General features: G+C 70.1%; 10 protein-coding genes. 8 read left to right on the top strand and 2 right to left on the bottom strand.

From position 1 onward, the window contains the following. Positions 1 to 241: 241 nt before the first annotated feature. Positions 242 to 3,148 (bottom strand): FAD-binding and (Fe-S)-binding domain-containing protein, encoded by a 2,907-nt coding sequence (locus tag ATM97_RS13595; RefSeq protein WP_218718370.1) that lies wholly within the window; start codon positions 3,146 to 3,148, stop codon positions 242 to 244. 137 nt (positions 3,149 to 3,285) lie between these two features. Between ATM97_RS13595 and ATM97_RS13590 the strand changes: the two genes are divergently transcribed. Next, positions 3,286 to 5,169, top strand: coding sequence for an ABC transporter ATP-binding protein (locus tag ATM97_RS13590; RefSeq protein ID WP_218718369.1), 1,884 nt, complete (start codon positions 3,286 to 3,288; stop codon positions 5,167 to 5,169). A 22-nt stretch (positions 5,170 to 5,191) separates the two neighbouring features. On the opposite strand, the gene ATM97_RS13585 is transcribed toward ATM97_RS13590, so the two are convergent. Continuing rightward, positions 5,192 to 5,884, bottom strand: a complete 693-nt coding sequence (locus tag ATM97_RS13585) for a GntR family transcriptional regulator (protein WP_218718368.1) — start codon at positions 5,882 to 5,884, stop codon at positions 5,192 to 5,194. A 243-nt stretch (positions 5,885 to 6,127) separates the two neighbouring features. Here ATM97_RS13585 and ATM97_RS13580 point away from each other — a divergent pair, with 243 nt between their 5' ends. The 7 genes from ATM97_RS13580 to ATM97_RS13555 are packed head-to-tail and all read left to right on the top strand — an operon-like array spanning position 6,128 to position 14,178. After that, positions 6,128 to 7,048 (top strand): ABC transporter permease, encoded by a 921-nt coding sequence (locus ATM97_RS13580; protein WP_218718367.1) that lies wholly within the window; start codon positions 6,128 to 6,130, stop codon positions 7,046 to 7,048. Then, positions 7,045 to 7,908, top strand: a complete 864-nt coding sequence (locus tag ATM97_RS13575) for an ABC transporter permease (protein WP_218718366.1) — start codon at positions 7,045 to 7,047, stop codon at positions 7,906 to 7,908. Before ATM97_RS13580 ends, ATM97_RS13575 begins: the two co-directional genes overlap by 4 nt. Next, the gene (locus ATM97_RS34895) at positions 7,905 to 8,906 is read left to right on the top strand and encodes an ABC transporter ATP-binding protein (protein WP_308248473.1); all 1,002 of its coding nucleotides are present in this window, start codon (positions 7,905 to 7,907) and stop codon (positions 8,904 to 8,906) included. The genes ATM97_RS13575 and ATM97_RS34895 overlap by 4 nt, the downstream gene beginning before the upstream one ends. Then, on the top strand, positions 8,903 to 9,901 hold the full coding sequence (locus ATM97_RS34890) for an oligopeptide/dipeptide ABC transporter ATP-binding protein (RefSeq protein ID WP_308248472.1): 999 nt from the start codon (positions 8,903 to 8,905) through the stop codon (positions 9,899 to 9,901). Before ATM97_RS34895 ends, ATM97_RS34890 begins: the two co-directional genes overlap by 4 nt. After that, positions 9,898 to 11,427 (top strand): ABC transporter substrate-binding protein, encoded by a 1,530-nt coding sequence (locus tag ATM97_RS13565; protein WP_218718365.1) that lies wholly within the window; start codon positions 9,898 to 9,900, stop codon positions 11,425 to 11,427. The genes ATM97_RS34890 and ATM97_RS13565 overlap by 4 nt, the downstream gene beginning before the upstream one ends. Before the next feature lie 4 nt (positions 11,428 to 11,431). Next, on the top strand, positions 11,432 to 12,682 hold the full coding sequence (locus ATM97_RS13560; RefSeq protein WP_218718364.1) for an amidohydrolase family protein: 1,251 nt from the start codon (positions 11,432 to 11,434) through the stop codon (positions 12,680 to 12,682). Positions 12,683 to 12,684: 2 nt separating this feature from the next. Further along, positions 12,685 to 14,178, top strand: a complete 1,494-nt coding sequence (locus tag ATM97_RS13555; protein WP_308248471.1) for a chlorohydrolase family protein — start codon at positions 12,685 to 12,687, stop codon at positions 14,176 to 14,178. Positions 14,179 to 14,224 lie beyond the last annotated feature (46 nt).

The raw sequence follows: 14,224 nt of genomic DNA, 5'->3' as shown, positions 1-14,224 counted from the left end.
GCCACGTTCACCGCGATGTAGATCGTGTTGGCAAACAGCCGGCATCCCATCGATGCAGGAGGTACCCGATGATCACCAACGCACTCAACTGGCTGCTGGCGGCGTGGGGCAGCGGGTCGGCGGGCAGCTCGGGGTACCAGATCGCGCCCGGCACCCTGCCCGGCGGTAGCTGAGCCGCGTTCGACCGCGGGCCTACCGCGCGGGCGCCGGACACGGCGCACGCATCAGACGGCCGCGCACCTCAGCCGCGCAAGAGGAACGTCGCCAACGACACTCCTCGGACGTTCGCCAACTGCTCGGCCTGCGTCCGGCAGGAGAAGCCGTCCGCCAGGAACGTCGTGCCGTCCGGGGCTGCGCGCAGGGCCGGGAGCAGGGCACTCTCCGCGACCGCGACGGACACCTCGTAGTGGCCTCTCTGCATTCCGAAGTTCCCGGCCAGCCCACAGCACCCGGCCAGCTCCTCGACGGTGACGCCCATCGCGGCCAGCAACCTGCGCTCCGCGGCGAACCCACCGACGGCATGCTGATGACAATGCGGCTGTACCACGACCCGTTCCCCCGCACGGGGCGGCGGCCGCCATCCGGGCTGGTCGACCAGGAGCTCGGCCAGCGTCCGAACGGCAGCCGCGACCCGCGCCGCCCGCGGATCATCGGCCAGTAGTTCCGGCAGGTCGGCGCGCAGCGCGGCGGTACACGACGGTTCGAGACCGACGACCAGTCCACCCGCGGCCACGTGGTCGGCCAGCGCCTCCACCGTCGCCCGCAGCCGAGCACGCCCGCCGTCGAGCTGTCCGGTGGTTATCCACGTCAATCCACAGCAGACCCGAGCCGTGGGGATATGTACCCGGTAGCCGAGTTCTTCGAGCAACACCGTCGCGGCGATCGCGTTCGCCGGATCGAAGGTGTCGGTGAAGGAATCCACCCACAGCAGCACCGTGCGCTCGCTCCCCGTCGACGACCCGGTCGACGTCGCTTTCGTGGTGGTGGCGGCGGGGTCGTCGGTGCGCGAGTGCGGCAGTAGGTGGTGGTGGCGGGAGCGCACGAGGGCGGCGACCGCGGGCTCGGTGCGGCTGTTGCCACCGATTTCCTGCCAGATCCGGCGGAACGGCGTCGGCGCGAGGACCGGTGCGCGGCGGCGGGGATCGATGCCGACCGCGCGCATGGCGGTTCGGCGGAGCAGGGGGCGGGCGGCGAGAGTGTTGGCCAGGCGGGGAAAGCGTTGGGCGACAGTGAGCCAGCGGGGAAGTCGGCCCAGGACGTAGTGGTCGAGCGGCCGGGGGCGACCTCGGTAGCGGCGGTACAGGGTTTCGGATTTGTAGGTGGCCATGTCGACGCCCGCCGGGCAGTCCGATCCACAGGCCTTGCAGGACAGGCACAGATCCAGTGATTCCTCGACCGCCGGTGCGCGCCAATCGAGTTCGCCGCGGACGACCTCTTGGAGGACGCGGGCGCGGCCTCGAGTGCTGTCCTTCTCATCGGCGGTTGCCAGGTACGACGGGCACATGAAGCCGCCCGAGGCGCGAGTGTCCGCCCGGCACTTACCGATTCCTACACACCTGTGCACAGCTGTGGACAGATCGCCGGCATCGTCGGCCAGCGCGAAACCACCCACCGAGGGCAGCGGACGCAGCCCCGCGACTCGCAGGTCGCCATCCACGGGCGCCGCGTCGACGAGGACGCCGGGGTTGAGCACGTCGTCGGGGTCGAACAACGCCTTGAACCCGGCGAAGGCGGCACGCGCGGCGGGGGAGTACATCACCGCGAGCAGTTCGGATCTGGCGCGCCCGTCGCCGTGTTCGCCGGAGAGCGAACCACCGTGGCGCACTACGAGTTCGGCGGCGTCGAACAGGAAGGACCGGAAACGCCGGGGCGCGTCGGCGATCGGGAAATCGAGCCGGACGTGGATGCAACCGTCGCCGATATGGCCGTACAGCAGCCCGTCGACCTCGTACGCCGCGGTGAGCGAGGCGAATTCGCGCAAGTAGCGACCCAGCTGAGCGGGTGGGACGGCGGCGTCCTCCCAGCCGGGCCAGGCGGGACGACCGTCCGGTGTGCGCCCGGCCAATCCGGCTCCGTCGGCCCGGATCCGCCAGAGTGCCGCCACGGCAGCGGGATCGGTGACGATGCGATGGTCCTCGGCGTTCGCCTCCCGGCACAGCCGCTCGGCCTGCGCGAACGCCTCGTCGGCACTCGCCCCCGCCGTCTCGACGAACAGCCATCCGCGCCCGCGCGGCAGTGCGGGCACCGTGCCGCGATACGCGCGGACCCGGTCGACCAGACCGGCATCGATGCCCTCCACCGCGATCGGCCGGCACCTGGTGACCGCGGCGACATCGTCTGCCGCCGTGGCGATATCGGGGTAGCCGAGCACGGTCAGCACAGTGGCGGCGGGCACCGGGGTGAGGTCGAGTTCGGCCTCGAGCAGCAGTCCACAGGTGCCCTCGGTGCCGACGAATGCCTTCGCGATCGACGAACCACGCTCCGGCAGTAGGTGTTCCAGCCCGTACCCGGACGCCTGCCGATCGAATCGGCCCAGCTCGGTACGCAATACCGCGAGGTTGGCGGTGGCGAATCCGGCCAGACCGGGAACCACGCCGAGGTCGCCCCCGAGCACCCGTTCGGCGCCCGTCCCGTCGACGACGCGCAGCGACCGCACCCGATCGGAGGTGCGCCCCCAGGCCAGCGCGTGCGGCCCGCAGGCGTTGTTGCCGATCATCCCGCCCAGCGTGCAGCGGTCCTGGGTGGACGGGTCGGGCCCGAACCGCAGACCATCGGACCGCAGCCGTCGTTGCAGGTCCGACAGCACGACGCCCGGCTGCACCCGGGCCGTGCGCGCCTGCGGATCGACCGCCAGCACGCCCCGCAGATGCCTGCTGAAATCGAGCACGATCCCGGGACCCACGGCATTGCCCGCCACCGAGGTCCCCGCGCCGCGCGCGGTCAGCGAGAGCCCGTGTTCGCGGGCGAAGGTGACGGTCGCGGCGACATCGGCGTCGTGGCGCGGGAACACCACCAGCGTGGGCCGGACCCGGTAGTTGGAGGCGTCCGAGGAGTACTCGGCGCGGCGGCGGACCGACGCGTCGACCGCGCCGTCGAGCCGGCCGCGCAGGGCATCGGCCAGTAGCTCCGCACTCCGGTCGCCATCCACCCGACCAGCTTATTTCGCCGGTGTTCGCTGCCGGCGGAACGGGCGGTCCCGGAAATGTATTTGCAGTCAACCTTTGTTGAGGTTTTAGTGTCGGTGGGCAGGAGTTCGATGGGTGGGGAGCGAAGAGGAGTGCGGCAGTGAGTATCGAATCGGTGGCCTACAGCCAGATGTACCGGCGGATGAACGCGCCCGAGGAGGAGCGGCCGTTCAGCCTGTCCACCGCGCGGCGCATTCTGCGTTTCGCCGAGGCGCACTGGCGGCGGATCTCGGCGTTCCTGCTGCTCAGCGTGCTCGCCGCGGTGCTCGGCGTGGCGACGCCGGTGCTGGCCGGTCGCGTCGTCAACGACATCGTCGGCGGCTCCGCGCCGCGCACGGTCGTCATCCTCGCGCTCGCCATCGCGGGCCTGGCGGTGCTCGACGCCGGCCTCGGCATCGTCATCCGGTGGCTGTCCGCCCGGATCGGTGAGGGCCTGATCCTGGACCTGCGCACCGCCGTGTTCGATCACGTGCAGAAGATGCCGGTCGCGTTCTTCACCCGCACCAGGACCGGCGCGCTGGTGAGCAGGCTCAACAGCGATGTGATCGGCGCGCAGCGCGCGTTCAGCGACACTCTGTCGGGCGTGGTCACCAACCTGGTGACGCTGGCGCTGACCCTCGCGGTCATGCTCAGCATCTCCTGGCAGATCACCCTGCTCGCGCTCGTGCTGCTGCCGGTGTTCGTGATCCCCGCGCGCCGGGCGGGCAATCGGCTGGCCGCCATGCAGCGCGAGGCCGCGCAGCTCAACGCCGCCATGAGCACCCAGATGACCGAGCGCTTCTCCGCGCCGGGCGCCACCCTGGTGAAGCTGTTCGGCAGGCCGCGGCAGGAGTCCGCGGAGTTCGCGGTGCGCGCCACCCGGGTCCGCGACATCGGCGTGCGCACCGCCATGCTGCAGACCACCTTCGTCACCTCGCTCACCCTGGTCTCCGCGCTGGCCCTGGCACTGGTCTACGGCCTGGGCGGCTGGTACGCCCTGCAGGGCAGTCTGGACGCGGGTTCGGTCGTCGCCCTGTCACTGCTGCTGACCCGCCTCTACACCCCGCTCACCGCGCTGGCCAGCGCGCGCCTGGAGATCATGTCGGCACTGGTGAGTTTCGAGCGCGTGTTCGAGGTGCTGGATCTGCGGCCGCTGATCGAGGACGCGCCCGGCGCGGTCCCGGTCGCCGACGGTCCGGTCGCGGTGGAGCTGGACGCGGTGACCTTCGGCTACCCCTCGGCCGACAAGGTCTCGCTGGCCTCGCTCGAGGACGTGGCGACCCTGGACACCCGGGGCGGCGTGGAGGTGCTGCACGAGGTGTCGCTGCGGGCCGAGCCCGGCCAGCTGATCGCCCTGGTCGGCTCGTCCGGCGCGGGCAAATCCACCATCGCCCAGCTGGTTTCGCGCCTCTACGACGTCGACTCCGGCGCGGTCCGGCTCAACGGCACCGATGTGCGCGAGCTGACCACCGAGTCCATCCAGCGCACGGTCGGCCTGGTCACCCAGGACGGTCACCTGTTCCACGACACGATCCGCGCCAACCTGCTGCTGGCACGGCCGGAGGCGACCGAGGACGAACTGTGGGACGCGCTGCGCCGGGCCCGGCTCGGCGAGCTGGTCGACTCGCTCACCGACGGCCTCGACACCGTCGTCGGCGAGCGCGGCTACCGCCTCTCCGGTGGTGAACGCCAGCGCCTGACCATCGCGCGCCTGCTGCTCAAGCAGCCCCGCGTGGTGATCCTCGACGAGGCCACCGCCTCGCTGGACTCCACCTCCGAGGCGGCGGTGCAGGAAGCGCTCACCGAGGCGCTGCACGGCCGGACCGCGCTGGTGATCGCCCACCGGCTGTCCACGATCCGCTCCGCCGATCAGATCGTGGTGCTCGAGCAGGGCCGCATCGTCGAGCGCGGCACCCACGCCGACCTGCTCAATGCCGACGGCCGCTACGCCGAGCTCTACCGCACCCAGTTCGCCGAGGACCCGGTCCCTGTCACCGCGGCCTGACCGAACCGCGCCGACCCCGCTGTCAGGCGGGGTCGGCGTGGCGCAGCGCGGTGACGATGGCCAGCGTCGGCGTGCGGCCCGCCTCGGTGTGGCTGAGCATCGCGTACTCGGCGAGGCGTTCGTCGCCGGAGGAGATCGCCTCGATGAGGTGGCGATGTTCGTCGCGCTGCTCCTCGGTGTCGCGGTCGGCGGTGAGGAAGAACAGCCACGCCATCCGGGCCAGAATGGTGCGCATCAGCTGGGTGAGCAGGCTGTTGCCGGACAGTTCGACGATCGCGCCGTGCAGCTTCGCGTTGGTCTCGGCGATCCGCAGCGGATCACGAGAGTCGGTGGCCACCTGCGCTTCTCGTAGCGCGGCTCGCAGCGGTGCGCTGTCGTGACCCTGCCGGATGCGGGCGGCGGCGAGCCGGGCGCCGAGCGGTTCCAGCCCGATCCGCACGTCGAAGAGTTCCTCCACCGCCGCGCGATCCCAGGAGCGCACGACCGCGCTGCGCCGGGGCAGCGCGCTGACGATGCCGTCGAATTCGAGCAGCGCCAGCGCCTCGCGCACCGGCAGTCGCGAGGTGCCGAGCATGGCGGCGACGCGGGCCTCCGGTAACTTCTCGCCTTCCCGGTATACCCCGGTGATGATGTTGCGCCGAAGCTCGTCGTAGATCCGCCGGGTCTGGGAGGTGTCGTCGACGGCTTCCGCCGGGCGACGTTGGTCTCGGGCCACGGAGTAAGTCTACGAATATATCTTCGGTCGACCGTTGTTTCGTCTGGTCGCGCAGGGTTCGCTGGTGCACCGAAGCCGGATACGCCGTCGGACAGCGGTTCGAAAACACCCACTGACCACGAAATATATATCTTTTCGACCAGCCGCATCATTCACCGGACCGAAACGTGCGGAACACAAGCGGGATACACCCAACTCCAATTCTGTATACCGATTCACCATCGGCCACAGAGAGGATGCGAGTTGGCCGTCTATCTGCTCCGCCGCTTCGCGCAGGCGGTGATCACCGTTTTCGCCGTCATCTCACTGGCATTCCTGCTCGGCAGGCTGACCGGAAGCCCCGCCGCGTCGCTGCTGCCCGAGACCGCCAGTGCGGCCGATATCGCGGCACTCAACCACGAACTCGGCTTCGACAAGCCGCCGCTGACCCAGTACCTCGACTACCTGACCGGAATTCTGTCGGGTGATTTCGGGGACTCCTACCAGCAGACCGGCACCTCGTCGATGTCGCTGGTCCTGCAGCGTCTGCCCGCCTCCCTGCAACTGGGCGTCACCGGCTTCGCGATCGGGCTCGCGCTGGCCTTCGCCGTCGTGCTCGTCATCCATCTCAGTGGCCGCTGGTCGCTGCGCGGGGTCGCACTCGGACTCGGCGCGGCCCGACTCGCCGTGCCGGACTTCCTGTTCGGGCTGCTGCTGGTGCTGGTGTTCTCGGTGACGCTGGGCTGGTTACCGTCACTGGCCGGTGCCGATCCGCTCGCGATCGTCATGCCCGCGGTGACCATCGCGACCGCGCAGTTCGTCGTGTATTCACGGCTGCTGGACAACTCGCTGGTCGCGGAGAGCTCTCAGGACTACGTGCGCACCGCCTACGCGCGCGGCGAGCGCCGGTCGTCGGTGCTGCTGCGCGATGTCCTGCCCAACGCGCTGCTGCCGGTGCTCACCATCTCCGGAATCACCCTGGGCACCTTGCTCGGTGGTCTGGTCATCGTCGAGAACGTCTTCGCCTGGCCGGGTTTGGGTCAGCTCATGCTCGACGCGGTGTTCAACCGGGACTTTCCGGTGGTTCAGTCCGGGCTGGTGGTGATCGCGACGATCTTCGTGATCGTCAACTTCGGCATCGACGTCCTCTACGGCGTCATCGACCCGAGAGCGAGGGTCCGGTGATCCGCCCCCGTCAGCACGCCACGATCGCCGGCGTCGCGATGATCCTGGCCGTCGTCCTGTTCTCACTGCTCTACCCGCTCTTTCCCGGCTACGACCCGTACGCGCAGCACCTCGCGTCCGCGTTCACCCGGCCGTTCACCGACGGGCACTACCCGCTCGGCACCGATTCGCTCGGCCGTGACCTGGCGAGCAGGCTGGCGCTGGCCGGGCGGATCACGCTCGGGCTGGTCCTGGTGATCGTGGCGGTCAACGCGCTGATCGGGATGGCGATCGGCACGGTGTCGGGCTACTTCCGCGGCGTCACCGACAACGTGCTGATGGGCGTCGCGGACGTGCAGCTCGCGGTCCCGATGACACTGGTGATCATGGCCGTGTCGGCCATTCGCGGACCGAGCACCGTGCTGATGGCCACGATCCTCGGCGTCACCTTCTGGGTCGGCTACGCCAGAGTGGCGCGCTCGGTGGCACTGGGCCTGTCCGGCCGCGATTTCGTGATCGCGCCGAAGCTGCTCGGTGCGCGCTCGGGCTGGGTGATGCGCGAGCACGTCGTCGGACACGTCACCGCGCCGGTGCTGATCCTGGCGACCGCCGATCTCGGCAACGTGCTGATCATGATCTCCTCGTTCGACTACCTCGGTCTCGGCGTGCAACCGCCCACCCCGAGCTGGGGATTGATGATCACCGACGGGCAGAAATATCTGCGCCAAGCCCCGTATCTGACGATCGTGCCCGCCGTCGCCCTGCTGCTGGTGATCGGCGGAACCCTGCTGGCCAGTAGGCGATTCACCGACGAGGGGCAGGGGCTGCGCCGGGTGCGGCGGGCCCGGCGCGGCGCACTCGCGAAGGAGGTCGCGGCATGAGCGCGCTGTTGGAGATCACCGATCTCACCGTGGGCTACGAGACGGCGGCGGGGGAGCGGGTGGTGCTCGTCGACTCGGTGAGCCTGCGGCTGGCCGAGGGTGAAGTGCTCTGTCTCGTCGGCGAATCCGGCTCCGGCAAGTCGGTGACGATGCTCGCCGTGCTCGGCCTGCTGCCCGCACCGCTGGAGATCTTCTCGGGCAGTGTGCGTTTCCGTGGCGCCGAACTCGTCGGTGCGGACGACGAGACCCTGCGCAAGCTCCGCGGCGCCGAGCTCGGCATGGTTTTCCAGGACCCGATGACCACGCTCAACCCGGTCCGCCGGGTCGGCGTCCAGATCGGGCGCGCGCTGGCCGTGCACCAGCGGCTCGACGCCCGGGCACGCACTCAGCGCGTCGTCGAACTCCTCGCCGCCGTGGGCATTCCCCAGCCTGCCGAGCGGGCCCGCGCCTACCCGCACCAGTGGTCGGGTGGCATGCGGCAGCGCGCGGTGATCGCCATGGCGATGGCCAACGATCCGGCGGTGCTCATCGCCGACGAGCCGACCACGGCCCTCGACGTCACCATCCAGGCCCAGCTCATGGAGGTGCTGGCGCAGGCCCGCGCCCGCAGTGGCGCGGCGATGGTCCTGATCACCCACGACCTCGGCTTGGTCGCGCAGTACGCCGATCGGGTGGCGATCATGTACGCGGGCCGGGTCGTCGAGACCGCGACCGTGTGGCAGATCTTCGACGACGCCACCCACCCGTACACCCGGGGGCTGCAACGCAGCCTGCTCGGACAGTCGGGCGGCGCCAGGGCCTACGCCATCCCCGGTTCGCCCCCGTCACCGACGCGACGTCCGCCCGGATGCGGCTTCGCCCCGCGCTGCGAGTTCGCCGGGAAGAACGACGAATGCTCGACAACCACACCGGTTCTCGTCCCGCTGGCCGGCGGGCGCGCGGTGGCCTGCCCGCCCGCGATCGAGTCCGCGCCGATCGAACAGGACCTCTCCGCATGACGACGATCGACGAGCCCGAGGACGTCATCCGGGTCGACCGACTGGAGGTGAGCTTCACCAGCAGGCGCGGGCTCCTCGGCACACGCAGGCTCCGCGCCCTCGACGGCGTGAGCTTCGCGGTCCGCCGCGGCGAGACCTTCGGCCTGGTCGGCGAATCCGGCGGCGGCAAGTCGACGCTGGTCCGCACCCTTTTCGGGATCAATACCCCGAGCGCGGGCTCGATCCGGATCCTCGGCCACGATCTGGCGACGCTGCGCCCGCAGGCCCGGCGCGCGCTGCGCAACCGGGTCCAGCTGGTGTTCCAGGACCCGTACTCCTCCCTCGATCCGCGCATGACCGCGCACGACATCGTCGCCGAGCCGCTGCGCATCGCGGGCGGATACCGGCGAGAGCGCGTGGTGGAGCTGCTGGATCAGGTGGGACTGGGCCGCGACGCGCTGGCGCGCAAGCCCGCCGAGTTCTCCGGCGGACAGCGGCAGCGGCTCGGCATCGCCAGGGCGCTCGCCCCGGGGCCCGAGGTGCTGGTGCTCGACGAACCCGTCTCCGCGCTGGACGCCTCGGTGCAGGCCCAGGTCATCAATCTGTTACAGGACCTGCAGGAACAGCTCGGGCTGTCGTATCTGTTCATCGCCCACGATCTGTCGGTGGTGCGCCACCTGTCCGACCGGATCGCGGTGATGCACCTGGGCAAGCTCGTCGAGATCGGCGCGACCGAAGACGTCTTCACCGGCCCCGCGCACCCGTACACGCGGGCCCTGATCGCCTCGGCGCCCGTGCCCGACCCGCATCGACGCCGCCGCGACACCTCGACGCTGGTGCGCGGCGAACTGCCCGATGCCGCGAACCCACCGAGCGGCTGCACCTTCCGCACCCGCTGCCCCCTCGCCACCGCCGACTGCGCGACGCGCGTACCGGAACTCGAACCACAGGGTCGTACCGACCATGTCGCGGCCTGCCTGCACCCGCTCGCACGCCCGTCGAAAGGAAACCGATGAAACCGATCACCCGCGGGATGGCGACAGGGCTCGCCGTCCTCGCCTTCGCCACCTTCACCCTCAGTGCCTGCGCGCCCGCGGGTTCCGACACCGCTTCGGCGACAACGCTGGTCGTCGGCGCGGTCACCGAGCCGACCGACGTGCCCGACCCGATCAGTGACGGGTCGCTGGCCGGCTACAACTACTACTTCGCGACCTTCGACCAGCTCGCCCGATTCGACAGCGAAGGCGTGATCGGGCCGAAGCTGGCGACGAAGTGGGAGCACAACGCCGACTTCACCCAGTGGACCTTCACCATCCGCGACGGTGTGAAATTCCACAACGGCGAGCCGCTGAAGGCCTCCGATGTCGCGTTCACCTACAACCAGATCAAGGCGACGCCGACCGGCGACCCGGCCACCTACATGGAGATGTTCACCTCCGCCGCCGTCGGACCCGGCAACACCGTGGTGTTCAGCCTCAACGCCCCGTTCTCCGCGTGGCCGACGATCACCACCGGCGTCTCGATCGTGCCCGAGTCGGTGTACACGAAGCTGGGGTCCGCGGGATTCGCCGCCGCGCCGGTCGGGTCCGGGCCGTTCGTCTTCGATCACTACACGCGCGGCGTCGAATACGCGGTCAAGCGCAATCCGGACTACTGGGGCGAGAAGGCCACGATGGAGGCGGTCACCTTCAAGACGGTGGCCGACGCCGACGCCCGGCTCAACGGTGTCCAGTCCGGCAGCCTCGACATCGCGCTGGTCGCCCCGAATCAGGTAGCGGCCGTGGAGGGTTCATCCAGCGTGCGGATCGAGTCGCGGGTCTCCAACGGTGTCACCTTCCTCGGCATGAACGCCACCGCCGGTCCGCTGGCCGACCAGCGGGTCCGCGAGGCGATCGCGCTGTCGATCGATCGCGAGGGCATCGTGAAGACCCTGCTGGCGGGCCGGGCGACGGTCGACAACCAGCTGGTCGCCGAGAACGTCGGCGGATTCGACCCGAAATACCCGGCGCCGGTGCGTGATACCGCCAAGGCCAAGCAGTTGCTGGCCGCGGCGGGCTACCGCGGGACGCCGATCCCGTTCCAGTACGCGACCAACGGGCGCATCCCGCTGAGTTCGGAGATCGCCCAGTCGATCCAGGCCAACCTCGCCGAGGTCGGCATCACCATCACGTTGCAGGGCACCGATCAGAGCAGCCTGTCGCAGATGATCTACAGCAAGAAGGCCGCCACCGGCATCTACCTCAACACCTACGCCCCCTCCACCATGGACGGTGACGCGCCGATCGCCTCGATGTTCGGCGGGCAGTGGAACGACTACGCGATGCTGCCGGAAACCCAGGCGCTGGTGGCCAAGACCCGGACCGTCGCCGGGCAGGCCAGGATCGACGTCTACCGCGAGCTGTTCACCCTCAACGACGCGAAGGCGCTGCTGATCGGCCTCTACACCCCGGACGCCAGCTACGCCGTCGACCCGGCGCTGCGGTGGCAGCCCCGGGCGGACGGGATGATCACCGTCGACCTGGCGAGCTTCGGAAAGGACTGAGTCCATGGGGGATTCGCTGCTGCTCAGCGATGTGCGCCCGTGGGGCACCGAGCCGGTGGACGTGCTCATCGAGGACGGCGTGGTCGCCGCGGTCGCGGCGACCGGCACGACGAGGACGGCCGCCGAGCGGGTCGACGGCGCGGGCAGGCTGCTCCTGCCCGCCCTGTCCGACGTGCACCTGCACCTGGATTCCAGTCGCCTGGGGCTGCCGTTCCGGGCGCAGACCGGCGAGCCGGGCCGGTGGGGCCGGATCATGAACGACCGGGCGCAGTGGCGCACGGCCGAGCGCTCGGTGACCGAGCGGGCCTCGTTCACCCTCGCCGTCGCGGTCGCCAACGGCGCCACCAGGATTCGCAGCCACGCCCAGGTGGACGCCGACACCGGGCTCGCGAAGCTCGAGGGTGAACTCGCGGCGCGGGAACGCTACACCGACGTCTGCGACGTGGAGATCGTGGCGTTCCCGCAGGTCGGCATTCTGCTCGAACCCGGTGTCGTCGATCTGATGGACGCGGCGCTCTCGGCCGGCGCCGACCTGGTCGGCGGGATGGACCCGTGCGAACTCGACCGTGATCCGGTACGGCATCTCGACGCGGTATTCGGGTTGGCCGAAAGGCATCAGGCCGGGGTCGACATCCATCTGCACGAGGCGGGCGAGCTCGGGCTGTTCACGTTGTCGCTGATCATCGAGCGGGTGCGGGCACTCGGGATGACCGGTCGGGTGACCATCTCGCACGCGCGGTGTCTGGCCAGTGGCCTGCCCGGCGTGCCGGGGGCAATCGCGCAGCTGGCGGAGTTCGATATCGCGCTGACGCACGCGGCGGGCGCGCAGGGCTGGGCACTGCCCCTGCTCGACCTGGCGGCCGCCGGCGTGCGGGTCGGGGTCGGGATGGACGGTCAGCGGGACTACTGGTCGCCCTACGGCAACGGCGACATGCTCGACCGCGCGTGGCAACTCGCGTTCGTCAACGGGTACGGGTCGGATCAGCACGTGGAGCACGCACTGGCCGTGGCGACCTGGGGCGGCGCGAGCGTGATCGATCGGAGTCTGCGTCCGCTCGACCTGCTCGATCCGCATCCCGGTGTCGCGGTCGGTGATCCGGCGGAGTTCTTCCTGGTCGACGCGGTGAGCCCGACGGCGGCCGTGATGGATCGGCCCGCCGCCCGGACCGTCATCCATCGGGGCGCCGTGGTTTCGGTCGACACAGCGATCGAGGGGTTCGAGATCCCCGGACGTTTCGGCAGGGAAGGGAGCTGAGCGTGCGACGAAGTATTCGCGCACGGCATGTGCTGGCGTATTCCGCCGAGCGCACCGAGGCCGCTGCGGCGGACTCGGCGGGTGGGCACGTGCTGCTCACCGATGCCGAAGTGGTGGTGGCGGGTTCACGCATCGTGGCCGTCGGGCCACGCGGCGCGGAACCGGCCGACGAGGTGATCGATCTCGGGAACGCGCTGTTGCTGCCCGGCCTCATCGATCTCGACGCGCTCGCCGATATCGACCACACGATTCTGGATTCGTGGCAGTCGCGCGAGCTGGGTCTGGGCCTGCACTGGTCACGGGACTATGCCACGCATCGACGGCGGGCGGTCTTCGACGCCGAGGAGCGGGCGTTCATCCGCGAATACAGCTTCGTCCAATTGCTGCTGCACGGAGTGACGACGGCGATGCCGATCGCCTCGGAAGTACACAGCGACTGGGCCGAGACGTTCGACGACGCCGTCGCGATGGCCGAGGCGGCGCAACGGCTCGGGCTGCGGGTGTACCTCGGCCCCGCGTATCGCGGTGGGGTCAACGTGGTGGACGCGGACGGCACGCGGTCCGTCTACTGGAACGACGAACTCGGCCGCGCCGGATTCGATGGTGCGGCCAGGTTTCTCGACTGGGCCGCGGAGCGCGGCTCCGATCTCGTGCACGGCACGCTGCTGCCGTGCCGGATCGAGACGCTCACCGAGGAGCTGATGCGGCGCACGGCCGAGCTCGCCTCGGCGAGCGGCGCCCTGGTCCGCCTGCACGCGCTCCAAGGATTGGTGGAGCGCGAGTTCATCCTGGAACGCTTCGCCGCACCGCCGCTGGAAGTGCTGGCGCGGACCGGACTGCTCGGGCCGAATCTGCTGATCCCCCACGGCATCTACCTCGACGCGCACCCGCAGGTCGACGCGGACACCGACCACGATCTCGGCACCCTGGCCGCGTCGGGGGCCACGATCGTGCACTGCCCGCTCACCTCGGCCAGGCACGCCTCGGCGCTGGACACCTTCGACCGCTACCGCGCGGCGGGCGTGCGGATCGCGCTGGGCACCGACTCCTTCCCACCGGATCTGGTGCGCGGCATCGACATCGGCGTCACCATCGCCAAACTGCTCACCCGTCGGCTCGACGGCGCGACCTACGGCGAGTATCTGACGGCGGCCACGCTCGGCGGCGCGGACGCCCTACGACGCCCCGACCTGGGCAGACTCGCGGCCGGGGCGACCGCCGACCTGGTCGCCTTCCGCCTCGACGATCCCCGCGACGGTGTCCTCGATGATCCGATCCGCACCCTGTGCATGAACAGCACCGCGCGGGCGGCGGACTTCTCGATGGTCGCCGGACGAATCACCCTGCGGGACGGCGCGATTCCCGGCATCGACCTGTCCGCGATGTCGTGCCGCGCGCAAGGGCTGTTCGATCGGATGCGCGCGGCGTACTCCGAGCGCGACTATCTGCGCAGGCCGGTCGAGGAGCTGTTCCCTCCATCGTTCCCGGCGAAGTAGGGCTGCGCGACGCTCGGTACGCCGTCGACAGCCGACGGTGTGCTCC

This window comes from Nocardia sp. MH4 (assembly GCF_019266065.1).
Classification (GTDB): Bacteria; Actinomycetota; Actinomycetes; order Mycobacteriales; family Mycobacteriaceae; genus Nocardia; species Nocardia canadensis.
The sequence above is the reverse complement of the archived record's forward strand: the minus strand, read 5'-3'. Positions and strand labels throughout refer to the sequence as shown.

Coding starts and splice junctions, on each gene's coding strand:
- ATM97_RS34895 (WP_308248473.1), top strand. CDS start 7,905: ATGAGCGCGCTGTTGGAGATCACCGATCTCACCGTGGGCTACGAGACG.
- ATM97_RS34890 (WP_308248472.1), top strand. CDS start 8,903: ATGACGACGATCGACGAGCCCGAGGACGTCATCCGGGTCGACCGACTG.
- ATM97_RS13565 (WP_218718365.1), top strand. CDS start 9,898: ATGAAACCGATCACCCGCGGGATGGCGACAGGGCTCGCCGTCCTCGCC.
- ATM97_RS13560 (WP_218718364.1), top strand. CDS start 11,432: ATGGGGGATTCGCTGCTGCTCAGCGATGTGCGCCCGTGGGGCACCGAG.